Here is a 17,027-nt window from a genome sequence, read left to right as displayed (position 1 = left end):
TTGTCAGTAGTTTCTCGTCGAGAAATTACTTCAGGGCAACTTCTACGGGGGCGATCGCCACGGATTCGATATTACTGATTTCTGTTGATTGTCCTTTCCACCAAAGCAGAATCGCTGGAGTCACACCAAGAAATAAACCTAGAAGTACGGGGATGGAAAAACCTGCCGCTAAACTCATCACGGTGGCAAATCCAAAGTTGCCAAGGTAAACAATCAGGGGAAAGTGCAGCTGCGATCGCCCTAATTCCAATTTTTGATTACGCCATAACAAAGCCGCAACTGTCATAAAGGTGCAACCTGTACCCATCCAACCTGCAAAGTTTTGATAGGGCATTCCAAAGAAAGCACCGGGTTGTTGCCAATACCAAAAAGGCAGGGCTGTTTGACTCATGGCTGGATCTAGGGAAAAATCCCAGGAAGTCAGGAGCAATGCGCCTAAAAATATCGCCCCGACATGACGTAGTAAGCTAGGTTTTTTATCTACCTGTAAACCTACTCGTGCTAACAAATAGGACACACAGCCTACGTAAAACCATGACAGAGGAATGGTAAAAGGGACTAAGCCAGCAATTTTGTAACCTAAACCACTGAGGTAACTATAGTGACCAAACGGAAAACCTGTACTGGTTCCTAATAGCTCACTGGTGAGGGAAATAAATATAGATGGCAACATAAAAGCTAACCACCTGTTTAAGCCCAGATTCCGGTAGGCATACAATGCCACAGCCGTTGCCCCAAAAATCATATACATGACACCGCCACCAGCCATACTCCATTGCATGACTGTTTGCCCTACCTCCGATAGATTCAAAATGATGTCGGCGTTAGGTACAACCAGTAATATCCCAACTAGTCCAAATACCATGGACACCAGATGACCGATTAAGCATACACGCTCAAAGATAACCAGTTGTTTCATAAAAATTCCCTAATAGATTAGGTGTAGTTCCCAACATAACTGCTAACAGTTTACAAATGTTTAAGAAGATTTTTAACAAAGTTTGGCAAAATTTTGCTATTTGGCTTGGCAAATCTTCCAGAAAGGGTAATATATCCCGTGATTTTTGCTCAATGCGATAGTGATGTTGAGCTTCTTGATGACTTGCGGTAATACCCATCAATATTAGGGGATTAACTGAGTATTCGGACTAACTAACGTGTTAGCGCAGAGAATTGCCGATGCTGCGACGGCAGGAACACCGATGCCAGGAATAGTGCTATCTCCTACACGATAGAGTCCACGAATGGGGGTGAAAGTACTGGGAAACATTCCTTGACTTGCAGGAATTGCTGGACCATAGGTTCCCTGATATCGTCTCAGATAATGGGCATGGGTGAGGGGTGTACCAATAAGTTCTAATACTACTCGTTCTCGGATATCGGGGATAACTTTTTCTAGGGCACGGTATAAAATTTGTGCTTTGTCTCGTTTCCTTTGTCCATAATCTGGGTGTCGTTGCCATCCAGAGTAGGGTTCTAAGGTATATGTATGAACTACATGATGTCCTGGTGGTGCAAGGTTCCTATCCCAGACAGTGGGAATAGAAATCATACAGGTATTCCCAGGCACAGAAATATCTTGAGTACTATCATGAACTACCACATGGTGTCCTGGTATATTTTCTAAGCCTTCGCCACGGATACCGAGGTGTAGATGCATAAAGCTGGCGATCGCCTTTGTTTCCAAAGCTGTTGTACGGTAGTTTTCCGGCAAATCTTGGGGTTGGAGTAACTTGCCGTAGGTATCCCAAATCGTCGCATTGGAAATAACTATTGGTGCTGAGAGAGTTTCGCCCATAGCCAACTTTACACCCACCGCTTGCCCCTGTTGCACCAGAATTTTATCTACATGACACCCCAAACGTAATTTCCCCCCCCAGCGCTCCAATCCCCGCACCAAAGCGGCAATAATTGCCCCACTTCCACCCACAGGATACTCAACCCCCACACGGCTCCGCTCACCGAGCATAAATGCTACTTCTGGCGCAATGGTTCCCTGGGCTTTTAAACCGGAGAGCAGAAAGCATTCTAAATCAATTAATCGTCTCACCCAGGGGTCTTTGACTGTGCTATCCATGACATCCCCCACAGATGCCCGTGTTAAAGAAAGATGGGGCAACATTTTTAACATTGATGGCAAATAATGGCGCAATAATAAAGGAATCATTTGCCAGTCAGAACGTAAGGCAATAGTGGGAATTCCCGCCATTGCTTTGTATAAAGGTAATAACTTTTGCTCAAATTCCTGAAGTTCCTTGGCTCCCTGGGGAGTGACTTTTGCGACTTCTCCTTGGTAGCGAAGACTATCACTATAAATTGGGACAGTAGCTTCCGGAAAATGGTAAATTCCTAAAGGGTCGTAACTTACCGCATCTACAGATTCACCAATTACATCCAGAATTTGTTTAAGAGGGTTTAAACTTTGGACATTAGTTAAACCACAATAAAAAGATGGTCCCGAATCAAACTCAAATCCCTGCCGTCGAAAACTATGGGCAGCACCCCCTGGTGTACTATGGCTTTCACAGACAATAACTTTTTTTCCGTACCTTGCTAGTAATGCAGCAGCTGATAACCCACCAATTCCACTACCAATGATAATCACATCAAAAGTTTGCATATCTGTATATCAGTCTCACGGCAAAATTTGAATTTTGAATTTTGTTAGGGTAGCTCCTCTGTTAGCATTCGCGTAGCGTGTCGCTCTGCGACTCAGCTCTCCCAAAGGGAGCAAGAGGCATTTTGAATTCCCGGAAGGGGTTGACTAATAAGCAATGACAGAACCATTAATCGAGTTAAAAGGTGTTTCCAAGTCCTTCGGTAATAATAAAGTATTAGATAATGTCGATTTGACTATTTACCGAGGAGAAGCACTAGGAATTATTGGACCTAGTGGTACTGGTAAATCTACAATCCTGCGGGTGATTGCTGGGTTAACAGCACCAGATGGGGGAGAAATTTACATTCAAGGGGTGCGACGGCAAGGTTTGATTGAAGATGGTGCGGATTCTGTGGGAATCGGGATGGTATTTCAACAAGCAGCATTATTTGACTCCTTGACTGTAGAAGAAAATGTGGGATTTTCCTTATATCAACATTCTCGGTTATCAAAACAACAGATTCGGGAATTAGTGACAGAAAAGTTGGAAATGGTGGGTTTACCAGGAATCGCTTCCCGTTACCCTGCGGAACTCTCTGGAGGGATGCGAAAACGGGTGAGTTTTGCGCGTGCAATTATGTCGAACCCAGAAAATCCCCAACAGGGAGCGGAGGTTTTACTGTATGATGAACCCACAGCAGGATTAGACCCCATTGCTTCTACGGTGATTGAAGATTTGATTCGTCAGTTACAATCTACTCAGGGTGTATGTGGAACCTACGCGATCGTCACTCACCAAGATAGTACCATCCGACGCACAGCAGATAGAATCATCTTTCTCTACCAAGGTAAGGTGCAATGGCAAGGTACAGTAGATGAGATTGATAATACAGACCATCCTTTAATTAGACAATTTATGAGTGGGAGTGTCCATGGTCCCATTCAGGTTGCAGGATGATAGGGAGGGGAAAATCCAAAACCTCAAATGTAAAATCTAAAATCTATCGAGAGGGGAAACAATGCGATCGCGGACATTAAGGGAAGGTTCTGTAGGATTATTGCTCCTGGGGGGATTAGGGGTATTTGGGATGATTCTTCTATGGTTGAATCGCTTCAGTGCTGCGAATAATTCCTATAAGGTGATTGTGGAATTTGCCAATGCTGGGGGAATGCAAAAGGGGGCGATCGTCCGCTATCGTGGGGTGAAAGTTGGGAATATTTCAGCCATTCGTCCCGGTGTGAATAATGTGGAAGTGGAATTAGAAATTAATCAACCAAATTTAATTATTCCCCGTGATTCCATAGTGGAAGCAAATCAATCAGGGCTTATTAGTGAGAGTATTGTTGATATTTCGCCGCGAACTCCCCTGACTATCAGTAATAATGTTGCTAAAGCTTTAGATAAAAATTGTGACCCGAATGTCGTTATTTGTAACGGTTCTCGCTTACAAGGTAAAATTGGTATTAGCTTAGATGAATTAATTAGAACTAGTAGCAAGCTTGCAGATATTTATACCCAGCCCCAATTCTATTCTAATATTAACAATGCCTTAAAAAATACATCTGTTGCTGCTAATCAAGTCGCCAAACTAACCAATGATATTTCTAACCTGACTCGGACTTCTCAAAAACAAATTGGGAACTTTTCCGATGCCGCAATTTCCGTTTCTGAAGCTGCCGATCGCGTTAGTGTTTCTGCTAGTAATACTGTCAGTAAATTTGGTAGTACTGCCAATGAGCTAAACACCACAGCCAGGAATTTTAGTACTACGGCTCAACAAGCTAGTAAATTATTAACAAATCTCGACAGTTTAGTGACTACTAATCGTTCTTCTCTGGTGAATGCCTTAACTAGTATTAGCAAAACCAGTGAACAACTGCGGATGACTGTGACAAATTTCTCCCCTGCGGTAAATCGTTTAACCCAAGGGGAATTGCTAAAAAATTTGGAAACCCTCTCTGCGAATGCTGCCCAAGCATCTGCTAATTTGAAAGATGCCAGCCAAGCTTTAAATAATCCGAATAATGTGGTGTTATTGCAACAAACCTTAGATTCTGCCAGAGCAACCTTTGAAAATGCGCAAAAAATTACCGCCGATTTAGATGAGTTAACTGGTGACCCCAAATTTAGAGATAATCTCAAGCAGTTAGTCAATGGTTTGAGTGGTTTGGTGTCTTCGACTCAACAGATGCAACAACAGGTTCAGGTTGCGAATGCACTGGATCAGGCAAAAATTGCCATACAAACACCGACTTCTACAAACGAAATTGATAGCAGTATTTTTAGTGATAATTACTCAACTCGCGATCGCGATCGCCGTCAAGCTATCCAGCGATTAAGCAAAATTTTAAAACAGAATAGTCAAACAGCCAAGCTGGAATTGGAAGCACAAGACAAAACTGGTAAGAAGTAGATGCTCAATCGCAGTCAGACCTAATTGGTCATCAAAAAAGCGATCACGCTCACATTTCTACAACGATTCGTGCCCAGATCGCTAGCTATTATCGGTGAGTCATAATGTTAGAAAATTCAAGCCTGTCTCAGATAATCATACTGTCATCTTCCATCGGTCTTAATTCCAATCTTCCTCTGTCTTCTTGCCGCGACTTTGATAAATTCCCCCCAGATAGTGAAGTTCACGAGTCTTAGTAAATAATTCAGTTTCGTTCAAACCCCACCTTTCCATGATACGATCCAAGTCCTGCTGAATATCTCGCGCACCAGGAAACCCTTGATAACGTACACGCAATCTGGCTAACTCCGCCAAATTTAAGTCAGTCGGCTCTGCGGCAAGTAAACTAGTAATCAGAGGGCGATCGCGATTATAGAGAGGATGTTGTTGGTCTTTACTCATATTGGGTAATTAGTCATTGGTAATGGGTAATTGGACAGTTAGACTTTCCTCACTGACCACAGGAATTATCGGGAAGAGTGAACAATTAACAGTCATCAGCAAAAACTCCTTTCCCCCTTCCCCTTAACCCTTTCCACCCTGTCCTTAGCACTATAGGTGGCAACCACACCCCAGCACTTACGGCTCTCACTACTGTCATTCATCTTAAAATAAAGATACATTGTCCTTAAGAAAAATAGACCAAAGTTTATGTAAGGGTGAATACCCACTCACCCCGACCATGCAGCAAGGGAGCAATAACCCGCTATGTTTGAACACTTCACTTCCGAAGCTATTAAAGTAGTCATGCTCGCCCAAGAGGAAGCCCGTCGCTTGGGTCACAACTTTGTAGGGACTGAGCAAATTCTCCTGGGTTTACTGGGGGAAGGAACTGGGGTTGCTACCAAAGTGCTGACTGAACTGGGCGTAACTCTCAAAGACGCACGCCGAGAAGTCGAGAGAATTATCGGTCGGGGGTCTGGCTTTGTTCCACCGGAAATTCCCTTTACTCCCAAAGTTAAGACTCTTTTCGAGCAGTCCTTTAAAGAAGCACGTAGCCTAGGACACAATTATATTGGTACTGAACATTTACTTTTAGGTTTAACTGAAGCAGGCGAAGGCGTTGCCGCCAAAGTATTACAAAATTTAGGCGTTGACTTGGTTCAACTCCGGACATCAGTAATCAGGCAACTAGGAGAGGTCGCTTCTGTTACGAGTAATGGTGGTAATAGCTCACGCCGTAACCAGAAATTGACCTTAGAAGAGTTTGGTAGAAACCTGACAAACCTAGCTCAGGAAGGCAAACTTGACCCCGTTGTCGGGCGAGCTAAGGAGATTGAGCGTACGGTACAAGTTCTCGGTCGTCGCAGCAAAAATAACCCCGTGTTAATTGGGGAGCCTGGAGTTGGTAAAACAGCGATCGCCGAAGGATTAGCACAGCGCATCATTAATCAAGATGTGCCGGAAGTCCTGATGGACAGGCAAGTTATTAGCTTAGATATGGGCTTGTTAGTGGCTGGAACCCGCTTCCGAGGAGATTTTGAAGAACGCCTGAAAAAAATTATGGAGGAAGTTCGTCAAGCCGGGAATATTATTCTAGTCATTGACGAGATTCACACCTTAGTAGGTGCCGGTGGTGTGGAAGGTGGTATGGATGCCGCTAATATCCTCAAACCAGCTTTAGCAAGGGGTGAGTTGCAATGTCTTGGTGCTACCACCCTGGATGAGTACCGCCAGCACATCGAGCGGGATGCAGCCCTAGAACGGCGTTTCCAACCGATTATGGTGGGTGAACCCACCGTGGAAGAAACCATTGAAATCCTCTATGGTTTGCGCTCTGCTTATGAGCAACACCACCGGGTGACAATTACTGATGAGGCATTAGCCGCAGCTGCTGAATTATCTGACCGATATATTAGCGATCGCTTCCTTCCAGATAAGGCGATCGATTTGATAGACGAAGCAGGTTCCCGTGTACGTCTACGGAGTACCATGGGTTCAGCTAACCGCGAACTGAAGCGGGAACTCCTAGAAATCAGTAAAGAGAAAAATACAGCCATCAAAATTCAAGATTTTGATAAAGCCGGAAAACTCCGAGACAAGGAATTAGAACTGGAAGCTAAAATCCAAGATGATGCACAACCGGGTGTTCCTGTCAACAAATTGGTTGTAGATGAGGAAGATATTGCCCAAATTGTCGCCTCCTGGACTGGTGTCCCAGTCAACAAACTCACCGAATCAGAATCGGAAATGTTGTTGCACCTAGAAGACACCTTGCACCAGCGACTCATCGGACAGGAACAAGCAGTCACAGCAGTTTCTCGCGCCATTCGTCGTGCGCGGGTAGGATTGAAAAACCCCAACCGTCCCATTGCGAGTTTCGTCTTCTCAGGACCAACTGGTGTGGGTAAAACCGAGTTAGCAAAATCCCTCGCTGCTTACTTCTTCGGTTCTGAAGAATCGATGATTCGTCTGGATATGTCCGAGTATATGGAACGTCACACCGTTTCCAAGCTAATTGGTTCTCCCCCTGGTTACGTTGGTTATGACGAGGGTGGACAATTAACAGAAGCGGTACGTCGTCGTCCTTACACCGTATTACTATTCGACGAAATCGAGAAAGCACACCCCGACGTATTTAATATGTTGTTGCAAATTCTCGATGACGGACGACTCAGCGATGCCAAGGGACGGGTGGTAGACTTCAAAAATACTCTGATTATCTTGACATCAAATATTGGTTCCAAGGTAATTGAAAAAGGTGGCGGTGGTTTAGGTTTCAACTTTGAAAATGAAGCAGAAGCAAGCTATAACCGCATTCGTAACCTGGTAAATGAAGAGTTAAAAGCTTATTTCCGTCCAGAGTTTCTCAACCGTCTTGATGAAATTATTGTCTTCACCCAGTTGAAGAAAGACGAAGTCAGACAGATTGCCGAAATTATGCTCAAGGAAGTTGGTAAGCGTCTCCAGGAAAAATCTATCACCTTGGAAGTTACAGAACGCTTCAAGGAAAGGGTTGTTCAGGAAGGTTACGACCCCAGTTATGGTGCTAGACCGTTACGTAGAGCGCTAATGCGACTTCTGGAAGACTCCCTAGCAGAAGCGATGTTAACTGGACAGGTAGTAGAGGGTACAACGGCGATCGTTGATTTGGATGATGATGGTCAAGTTGTAGTCCGGACTGCTGAAAGTCGAGAATTACTTTTAGCTAGTGCAACTCAGGTTTAAGTCTTGAGATTTTAAGATTTTCTGAGATTTTCTGAAATTTAAACCCCTGGCAAAACTTAATTTTGTCAGGGTTTTTATTAGGAATTATACAATTCTAATAATGGGAGGGAACTTATGAATAAACTCCAAACCACAATACTCACGGATACTTGGGTAGTCGCAAGCTGGGATGAATATATCCAAGTCATAGAAAATCCAGGTCATGGCAAAGCTAAGGGATACTACCAAAATGGAAGAATGAGGATAGAAATGCCACCAATAGGAAATGACCATTCCCGTGACCATACAGTTGTGATTACTGCTGTGAGTATATTTGCTGCCATCAAAGGTATTCCCATGAATGGCAACGATAACTGTACCTACCGCAAAACAGGGGAAAGAGAAGTTCAACCAGATGTGTCATATTATATTGGTGACAATGCCAATGCTATTCCTTACGGCACGTCAATTGTTAATCTTGATAGTTATCCAGCACCAACTTTAGTCATCGAGGTGGCAAATAGTTCCCTTGCTGATGATAAAGGTGAAAAAAGACTGTTATACGAGGATTTAGGAGTAGCAGAGTACTGGATTCTAGATGTCCAAAATGCACAGATCATACCCTTCGCGATCGCCGATGGTGGTAGTAAACGGATTACTCAATCTCTGGTGTTACCGGGACTGGAAATTTCCCTATTAAATGAAGCATTGCGTCGGACTCGTCAAATAGACCAAAGTCAGGTTATAGCTTGGTTATTAACTCAATTCCAGGAATCAAAATCAATTCATTAATACTTACCCAACCCCATCATAATTGTCTGTATTATTCCTGCTTCCTGTTTTACCTAACTTAATATCATTAGTTGATTACCTACAGAGGAATACTGAAAAAGATAAATTTATTGTGATGAAAATCAAAATCTATGATTGTGGGAAAATATTTAGACTATGCTGATATTTTGGGGTTGAGGAGGAAGAAGCTAGAAGATTACATGGCTTTGGGTATCTATGTCTATAGAAATACAGGGTTTCACTGACTGTAGTCGATGGTTTGTGGTTCCCCATATCCCAATGAAACATCAAAATACCAATAGTCTTAAACAATTATTCCTTTGAGAGATTTGATGATGAAGCACTCAATGATTGGTTTCGGGGTATTTGTAGCTGTATTTTCCATTACTTGCCCTACCTATGCTCAGAATCAGAACTTATCCTCAGATGCTGCTAGTCTGACCAATCCCAATCCCGCAGCATCCTTATTGACAAATCCTATTACTATTGATAATAGCCAATTCGGTAATACTCCAGATAAAAATACTAACTTGAAAAAGACTGCTGAATCTATTACTTTGATTCGCAATGATGAATGTAAGAAAATCGATCCGGCAAAATTAATCGAAAATCCGGCTTCCTTTTTTCGGGAATGTCCTCAAGAAAATAATAATGATATTCCCAAGCGTAGTGACCCAGCATTTTACAATATTCCCAAGCTGGATTCTGGTTGGAGTGTGACGGTGACGAAATTTTAGGATATCTGCGCTACCTAGCGTTCAAACCATGGGAAGTGATAACATCCGATGGAACTCTTGACTAATGACCCCAGACTAATCACTAATAATGAAATAAATTGTCTGGATTAGTCCATGAAGAGTCAGTTGATAGGTTGGTGTGCAGGTTTGTATCGTGATTATTATCGACGGGGTTGGTTTACCAGTTTGGTAGCAGCAACCATGGTATTAGTTATACTCCTCTCTTCTCCGTTGCAAGCACAGATGAGTGCGATGCAGACATCAGAGTTGCGGGGAGTCTGGTTAACTAATATTGATAGCAATGTGTTGTTTGAGCGTCAGCGTTTACAAACAGCCTTGCAAAAATTAAAGGATTTGCATTTTAATGTTGTTTATCCGACGGTGTGGAATTGGGGATGGACGTTGTATCCCAGTCCGGTTGCTGAAAAGGTAATAGGGCGATCGCTCGACCCTGAACCAGGTTTACAAAAGCGTGATATGCTCAAGGAAATTGTCCAGGGTGGGCATAGTCGAGGTTTAAAGGTAATTCCCTGGTTTGAGTTTGGTTTTATGGCTCCTGCTGATTCCCAGTTAGCCAAACGCCGCCCGGAATGGGTTACAAGTCGCCAGGATGGCAGTAAAATCTGGAAAGAGGGAATTCATGAGCGGGTGTGGTTAAGTCCCTTCCGTCCTGACGTACAGCAGTTTACCCTGGATTTAATCCTCGAAATTGTCAAAAATTATGATGTTGATGGGATTCAATTTGATGACCATTTTGGCTTACCATCAGAATTAGGCTACGATGCCTACACGGTAAATCTGTATAAGAAAGAACACAAGGGAAAATTACCTCCAGCTAATCCCAAGGATGCAGAGTGGGTAAAATGGCGGGCAGACAAGATTACAAGTTACTTAAAGCGCGTGTTTACCGCAATCAAAGCAGTAAGAAAAAATTGTATTGTCTCCGTAGCCCCAAATCCCCAGCGCTTTTCCTATGAGTTTTTCCTGGCAGATTGGCAAAAATGGGAACGGATGGGATTAATTGAAGATTTGATTATTCAAATTTACCGTGATGATTTGAAAGTCTTTAACAAAGAGTTAGAGTATCCAGAAGTGAAAGCTGCGAAGAAGCATATTCCTGTGAGTATCGGTATTTTATCAGGGTTGAAAGGGAAATTTGTGCCGATGTCCCAGATAGAAACCCAAGTCAAACAGGTGCGCGATCGCCGATTTGCTGGTGTTTCTTACTTCTTCTACGAAACCCTGTGGAATCTTACCAAGGAACCGGTATCACAGCGTCAATCCAGATTCCAAAAACTCTTCCCCAAACCGACGAAATATCCAAATATCCTTGCTGGGTGGAAACCTTAGATAGTTTTTGCCCTACTTTGTGACTGGGGTAAGGTGTGACAGAAAATAATTTTCCTACACCCTTCCCCAAATCCTATCCCCCAATACCTAATCTACCCGCGAGGGCAGGTGTCAATGGTAACAGTGTGACAATCATCAGAAATAGGGCAAGCAAGCCCAGGGCGGCTCTTGCATCATCGGGTTCCGTAATTTCATTGAGACTGGGACGTTCTGGAGTCCGTTGTAAAAAGACAATTACAATCAACCAGTAAAGGGGAAGGGAGCTACCCAACCCAGCTAAACCCAACAAAATTAAAGTGGCGATCGCCGCTCGATTAGCAATTTTGCGCCCATAGATAGCCTGTACAATTCTGCCACCATCTAACTGCCCCGCAGGCATTAAATTTAAGGCAGTAATTACTAAACCCACCCAACCAACGATTACCAAGGGGTGAATATCTACAACTGAAGACTGTAAAGCAGAGCCAAGTACTATCCGTGCTAAGGTTCCCACTAAAATTGAACCTTGAAAAAACTCCTTGGGTAACTGAAAGAAGCTACCAGAATGGGATAACAATAAACCAGTAATTAGCATTCCTAAGGATACAACACCACCCACCGCCGGACCAGCAAAGGAAATATCAAATAAGGCTTTGCGGTTAGGTAATAAGGATTCAAAGCGAGTAATTGCCCCAAAGGAACCAATTTGCACAGCTGGCAAAAAGAAAGGTAAACTCAAGCGCACATTATAACGTTGAGCCATAAACCAATGTCCCAATTCATGGGCAATCAAAATTGCTAAAACACCCCCACCAATCGGTAAGGTTTCTAAATAACGCGAGGGTGTGACGAAGAAATCAAAATTTAACAGTAACCCCGCAGCTTCCAAGCAAGTTCCCGCAGTTGCAACTAACAAGAAGACAGCAAAGATTTTTTGAAACACCGTCATGGGTTGGGGATCGTTGCGGCTAGGTAATATGATTACCACAGCTTTGCCATCTTGATTCTCAACTAAAAAGAGACGATATTGCTCTCCTAATCTTTCTTGTAAGCTGGATGTCAGACGGTTATGTATAGCTTCTGGTTCACCCCGCAGATTACCTTTAAAAATGACTCCCTCTTGATAGGGGATAGTTTCTGTGGCAAAAAAAGTATCGATGCCAAAAATACCTTTGATGGCGGTTAAGTCTGCTTCGGGAATCGCCATTAACTCCAACGCCATTGCCTCTGATGTTGGAGGTGTATCTGTTTGCTGTGCTGCTTCTGCCGCTAGTCTTGCTGTGGCTTTTTGCTTCAGTAATTCTTCCTGCCCCAGTTGTCGCAATTGTCTACCAATGTAGATATATAAACCCGCAGACACCACCAAGGAGAATAAAACACCAATAATGTTGATGTAAATACCCGTCGCAAACAAGCCAAATAATAACAGCCAGGGAGCCATGAGTACCACTGACTGTAACCAAGCTAAGATTCCCAGCTTTCCGTAAGGTTTGGCGCGATAAAAGCCCCAAGCCAATATACCAAAGGCGACGAAAATAATAGTCGCAATAATCGGAGTTTCTGAAGTTGTCAACATCTCCAAACCTTTTGCTATGTGAAATCAAGCCTGAATAAGTCAGGTGTTACGAGATATGATGAGGATATTTATTAATGTATAACGGGGTTTGGTGTCTGCCCAAATATCTAGGAAAATTGTCTGGGAGATTCTGCTGATACAGCTGACTTGAAAAAGCAGGGGAACTGGGGGACAAGGGAGACAAGGAAGACAAGGAAGACAAGGGGGACAAGGGAGAAATAATTAATGTCCAATGCCTATTTTCATCTGTTCTGGTGTACGCAGTACTCTACGAGAAGGCTACGCCTACATGATGGCTACTATGAGCAAGGGTAAACTGGTATTACATTCTCAAATTCATCCCACGGGAGCAGATAAGCTAAATTCTCTTATACACCACAGTTAATAGAGGCTATTTTCTGGGAATTTACCGTCACCTCTGGAGCTTGAGCAACGAGGAAAACCTCACCGTTTTGATGACGTATCCATCCCTGAGCTTCGACAATTTTAGGTGTATTCGGTGGTGTGATGGTTTCCCCTTTGACTGTTTCCTCTGTTCCATCTAGAGATATCCAGGGCGCAGTCACCATATCTGGCTGTAAAATATCTGTGGGACTAGCTGCAATTCCCCCTCGACCTGTGATAATGAAAGAATTAGCAAGGTTTCCTTGACCAGGTTTGCAACGATTGACAATTTGTTGGGAAGCGTCTGTTAAATTGTCAGGTAATTGTACTAATCCGCGACTGGGATCCACATCCGGTGTGTTGATAATGACACTGCCACTCAGGGAGGGATTTTGTTGGGAAATAGCGGTAATATCGTTACTAATTAGTTGTTGTGGATCTAAATCATCGGGACGGAGAATTGCCAATTCTTGACGAGTCCGAGGAGTCAAATTAAAGATATTTTTTGCTTCTATAATTACCGCTCCACCCTTACCTGTAAAAGCGTTGGCAATAATATCACTATTTTCTAGGGGAGCCGCAACGATAAAACCTGATTTGGCATTAATTGTAATATTGCCACCATCACCCCCAGCATCGACAACACCTGCACTAGTAGAAATTTGACTATTACGACGTAACAGGAGTAAATCCTTGACGGTGATATTTATGTTACCTCCCTGACCGGAAGCAGTTTCTGCTACTAGTCTACCGCGATTGTTGAGGGTAATTTTTTGGGCGTTAATTTGCAGATTCCCTGCACCTTTTTGATTATTGGGGTTAATGGTTCCCACTGCTAACGCTGCACCATCAAATACTCGTAATTCTTTGGTTTTCAGTAGGATATTCCCACCCTTTCCCGTTGCGGTAATTATCCCTGCAATGACTCCAGTGATTCCTCCAGAAGCAGCAAAAAACCCGGAAGGGAAAATATTTTCGGCATCTTTGCCACTAATTTCCACTAATTGGTACATTTTTACCGTTAAGTTACCAGCATCACCAGAGCTGAAAGTGGCAGTTTGCAGGATACCACCGTTAGTTAAGCGCAGGCGATCGCCAACTACTAATAAATTCCCACCCTTACCCGAGGAACTTTCTTCCGCAGCTGTATACAAGCCACTGCTGAAAGCTAACCCATCTTCTTTATATAAACTACCATCCGGATTGGTTGCGCTACCGCTAATTGTAATATCTTTGGCGTTCACTACCATATCACCAGCATTTCCCTTGCCAAAGGTAGTAGTGCTAATCTGTGCCCCTGCAAATATTTTTAATTGATTTGTGGTAATTTGAATACTGCCAGCATTACCTTTAGCATCTTTGAAAACTTCCGTCAAAATTCCACTAGGAAACCAAGTTTCGCCAATAAAACCACCTCTCGCTTCGATTGAATCCCTCGCGGTAACGTTTATCTTCCCAGTATTCCCATCTCCACTAGTACTACTAAGAATTCGTCCCCCATTTAGCAACGTTAATTTATTTACATCTATCTTGATATCTGCTGCATTTTGCTTATTTTCTTCACTAGTAATACTATAAATTTCTGCCCCATCTAGTAAAGTTAATTTATTTGCATCTATCTTAATATCTGCGGCATTTTGGTTACTTAAAGTCTTGGACAAAATATATGCTTGGCTAAGTAGAGAAATATTCCCTCCCGTTACCTGAATACTACCACCTTCATAACTAGTAAGATTACCAAAATTGCTGAATTGAATATCTCGATAATTAACTACTCCTGGATAACTTAACTGCCAGCTATTTCCATTTTTGGCAATATTCACAAAACTATTATCGCCCACAGAACCTAAATCAATCCTTCCAGAGAAGACAGTAGCAAGTCCCCCAGGGAAAGCAATATCACCGCCAACAAGGGCAATTGTTTTACCTAGAGCAACTTGTAAACCACCAAAAACATTAGTTCCATCATCATCCTTAATAATATCGCCTGTAATGGGGTCAATTAAGGGAGAAATAGATGCATTGGTAATTTTTTCTGGATTCTTGCCGAACTGTAAACCCAGGGGAGTACTAACGCTCAACAAAGGTTTTTCAGAAGAGATAACAGTACTAAATTCTTTACCATCAGCAAATTTTAAACTTGTGGCAGTCGTCGCCAAAAAAGAACCACCAATATTTAAAGTTGCCTTCTCTCCAAATACAATTCCCTGGGGATTAATTAAGAATAAATTTGCTTGACCATTAGCTCTAATTATGCCATTAATATTAGAAATATTTTTCCCAGTCACCCGACTAATAATATTCTCCACATTGAGAGCATTATTAAAATAGCCAGTCAGATTTTCTGGAATTGAAAAATTTTGGAAACTATGAAATAAGTTGTTTCCCGCTTGAGTTCCACCCGTAATCACCAGGGTATTATTATTTTGTGTCACCTGGGAAGCATTAGGTAGGGTTTTATCTGGAATAATAGTTTGGGCGCTAGCAGAAATTACCGGAAACGCTGTAGATATGGATGCATAGAACAGTGCAAAATTCAAGAACTTGTATGATATTTTCATGATAAAAATATTAAAGCAAATTTTTCTCCATCATACAGGAGATTGTCTGTAAAATTGCTACAAATAACTATCTCTAAGTATTGTGAAATTACTCTTAAGTAGCTGGATAGAATTAAATATAAAGTGAAATTAGGTTCGTAGTAAGCAATTTATTGCTCAATCATTAGACCACAAAGGATAAATCCCTTACTACAAACTTCAATTTATTTACACTTACCTACTTATTGGTAGAGGTAGGAGAAAAAATCAGGATTAAAAATGCTCAGACACCCGACTTACTTTTATAATCCGGGTGTCTTGTTGATTATGAAGGATTTAGGAATGTAATTGCAATGAGATAGCTGCCAACAAATATTAATTTATACAGCTAGAGTCTCATCAAATAAGTTAATATCTGAACTGGGAATAAAACCAATACCTAAACCGGATTGTAGATAAGCAAAAACTTTACCTTTAAAAGATAGCGCTCCATTGCTGTTGTTATAACTAAACTCGCTGGTAGAAGTAGCGCCAAAACCTACCTTAGAAATTTCGATTTTATCTCCCTCTTGATATTTAAAATCAGTGATGGTATCGATACCTTCGGAAAGGGATTTAAACACAAATTTATCTGCTCCATTACCACCTGTAAGGGTATCTTTTCCCGTACCACCAGTTAAAGTATCATTCCCCGTACCGCCAATTAAAATATCATTACCACCTTCACCGTAGAGGTTATCATTACCATTGCCTCCAATCAAGGTATCGTTACCATTCCAGCCAAAAATGTTGTCATCATCATTACCACCATCGAGGTAGTCATTACCTTCTCCACCATCAATGCTATCGCTGCCATCTTCACCATAGATTTTATCATTACCTGATAAGCCGTAAAGCATATCCCAACTTTTACCACCCCAGATACTATCATTGCCGGAGAAGCCGTAAATACTGTCAGAACCATCAAAACCGTAGAGCTTGTCATCCCCTTCATAACCATAGATAGCATCACCCTTACTGGTTCCTTTGAGGATATCTGCACCGGATGTTCCTTTGATAGGTTTGAGGTTATAGATACTTCCGGGGTCGTTATCTTCGATAATAATGGTGACTGCTTTGATGTTGCTATTAGCTTTTAGGGGTATTTTTTGCTCTAGTGTGCCACCAAATTTTTTAGCATCTTCCTCGCTAAATATATATACGTCTTTCTCGAATCCCAGGTTTGTACCATCGAGGGTGATAACTACGGTATTATTGCCATCATGGACAGGGTTTCCGGAATCACCTTTGACACCTTTGACACCTTCGTCTCCAACTATAAAAATGAGAGGTTTGCTTTTGGTGTCAATAAGTTGAAAATCTGAGTCAAGATTAAAGTAGTCATTCCAACCTATCAGTAAAAAATCTTCATTTCCACCATTAGTACGAATTCCCCTACCTCTTTTGCTATTCCATTTTGCATATCCCATG

At 42.3% G+C, this 17,027-nt stretch carries 13 protein-coding genes; 6 read left to right on the top strand and 7 right to left on the bottom strand.

The features are described from left to right. Positions 1-25: 25 nt before the first annotated feature. Genes cruF through IJ00_RS00185 form a run of 3 tightly spaced genes read right to left on the bottom strand, consistent with a single transcriptional unit; the run spans position 26 to position 2,620 of the window. Entirely contained in the window at positions 26-919 is an 894-nt protein-coding gene (gene cruF, locus IJ00_RS00195) for a gamma-carotene 1'-hydroxylase CruF (RefSeq protein ID WP_035148913.1), read from the bottom strand. After that, positions 897-1,118 carry a hypothetical protein gene (locus IJ00_RS00190; RefSeq protein ID WP_035148912.1) on the bottom strand — a complete coding sequence of 74 codons (222 nt, stop codon included), beginning with the start codon at positions 1,116-1,118 and terminating at the stop codon, positions 897-899. Before IJ00_RS00190 ends, cruF begins: the two co-directional genes overlap by 23 nt. Positions 1,119-1,123: 5 nt before the next feature. After that, positions 1,124-2,620 (bottom strand): NAD(P)/FAD-dependent oxidoreductase, encoded by a 1,497-nt coding sequence (locus IJ00_RS00185; RefSeq protein ID WP_035148910.1) that lies wholly within the window; start codon positions 2,618-2,620, stop codon positions 1,124-1,126. Between the two features lie 154 nt (positions 2,621-2,774). Between IJ00_RS00185 and IJ00_RS00180 the strand changes: the two genes are divergently transcribed. Together IJ00_RS00180 and IJ00_RS00175 are read left to right on the top strand one after the other, a co-directional pair. Next, positions 2,775-3,557, top strand: coding sequence for an ABC transporter ATP-binding protein (locus IJ00_RS00180; RefSeq protein WP_035148907.1), 783 nt, complete (start codon positions 2,775-2,777; stop codon positions 3,555-3,557). A gap of 61 nt (positions 3,558-3,618) precedes the next feature. After that, complete coding sequence (locus IJ00_RS00175) at positions 3,619-5,013, top strand: MlaD family protein (RefSeq protein WP_052754339.1); 1,395 nt, start codon at positions 3,619-3,621, stop codon at positions 5,011-5,013. 159 nt (positions 5,014-5,172) lie between these two features. Here the strand turns inward: IJ00_RS00175 and IJ00_RS00170 are convergent, their stop codons facing one another. Beyond that, on the bottom strand, positions 5,173-5,454 hold the full coding sequence (locus tag IJ00_RS00170; protein ID WP_035148905.1) for a DUF3288 family protein: 282 nt from the start codon (positions 5,452-5,454) through the stop codon (positions 5,173-5,175). 306 nt (positions 5,455-5,760) lie between these two features. Between IJ00_RS00170 and IJ00_RS00165 the strand changes: the two genes are divergently transcribed. The 4 genes from IJ00_RS00165 (at position 5,761) to IJ00_RS00150 (ending at position 11,078) form a co-directional block, all read left to right on the top strand. Further along, complete coding sequence (locus tag IJ00_RS00165; RefSeq protein ID WP_035148903.1) at positions 5,761-8,220, top strand: ATP-dependent Clp protease ATP-binding subunit; 2,460 nt, start codon at positions 5,761-5,763, stop codon at positions 8,218-8,220. Positions 8,221-8,334: 114 nt separating this feature from the next. After that, the gene (locus IJ00_RS00160; RefSeq protein WP_035148901.1) at positions 8,335-8,991 is read left to right on the top strand and encodes a Uma2 family endonuclease; all 657 of its coding nucleotides are present in this window, start codon (positions 8,335-8,337) and stop codon (positions 8,989-8,991) included. 332 nt (positions 8,992-9,323) lie between these two features. Next, entirely contained in the window at positions 9,324-9,728 is a 405-nt protein-coding gene (locus IJ00_RS00155) for a hypothetical protein (RefSeq protein WP_144415952.1), read from the top strand. A gap of 114 nt (positions 9,729-9,842) precedes the next feature. Next, the gene (locus IJ00_RS00150) at positions 9,843-11,078 is read left to right on the top strand and encodes a glycoside hydrolase family 10 protein (protein ID WP_035148899.1); all 1,236 of its coding nucleotides are present in this window, start codon (positions 9,843-9,845) and stop codon (positions 11,076-11,078) included. A 73-nt stretch (positions 11,079-11,151) separates the two neighbouring features. On the opposite strand, the gene IJ00_RS00145 is transcribed toward IJ00_RS00150, so the two are convergent. From IJ00_RS00145 to IJ00_RS28030, 3 genes are all read right to left on the bottom strand, one after another. After that, a complete protein-coding gene (locus IJ00_RS00145) occupies positions 11,152-12,633 on the bottom strand; it encodes a site-2 protease family protein (RefSeq protein WP_035148897.1) in 1,482 nt (493 codons plus the stop codon). A 368-nt stretch (positions 12,634-13,001) separates the two neighbouring features. Next, entirely contained in the window at positions 13,002-15,578 is a 2,577-nt protein-coding gene (locus tag IJ00_RS00140) for a filamentous hemagglutinin N-terminal domain-containing protein (RefSeq protein ID WP_046814677.1), read from the bottom strand. A 359-nt stretch (positions 15,579-15,937) separates the two neighbouring features. Further along, the gene (locus IJ00_RS28030; protein WP_144415951.1) at positions 15,938-17,026 is read right to left on the bottom strand and encodes a calcium-binding protein; all 1,089 of its coding nucleotides are present in this window, start codon (positions 17,024-17,026) and stop codon (positions 15,938-15,940) included. Position 17,027 lies beyond the last annotated feature (1 nt).

The organism is Calothrix sp. 336/3 (genome assembly GCF_000734895.2).
Classification (GTDB): domain Bacteria; phylum Cyanobacteriota; class Cyanobacteriia; order Cyanobacteriales; family Nostocaceae; genus 336-3.
This window is presented reverse-complemented; position numbering and strand designations above follow the sequence as displayed.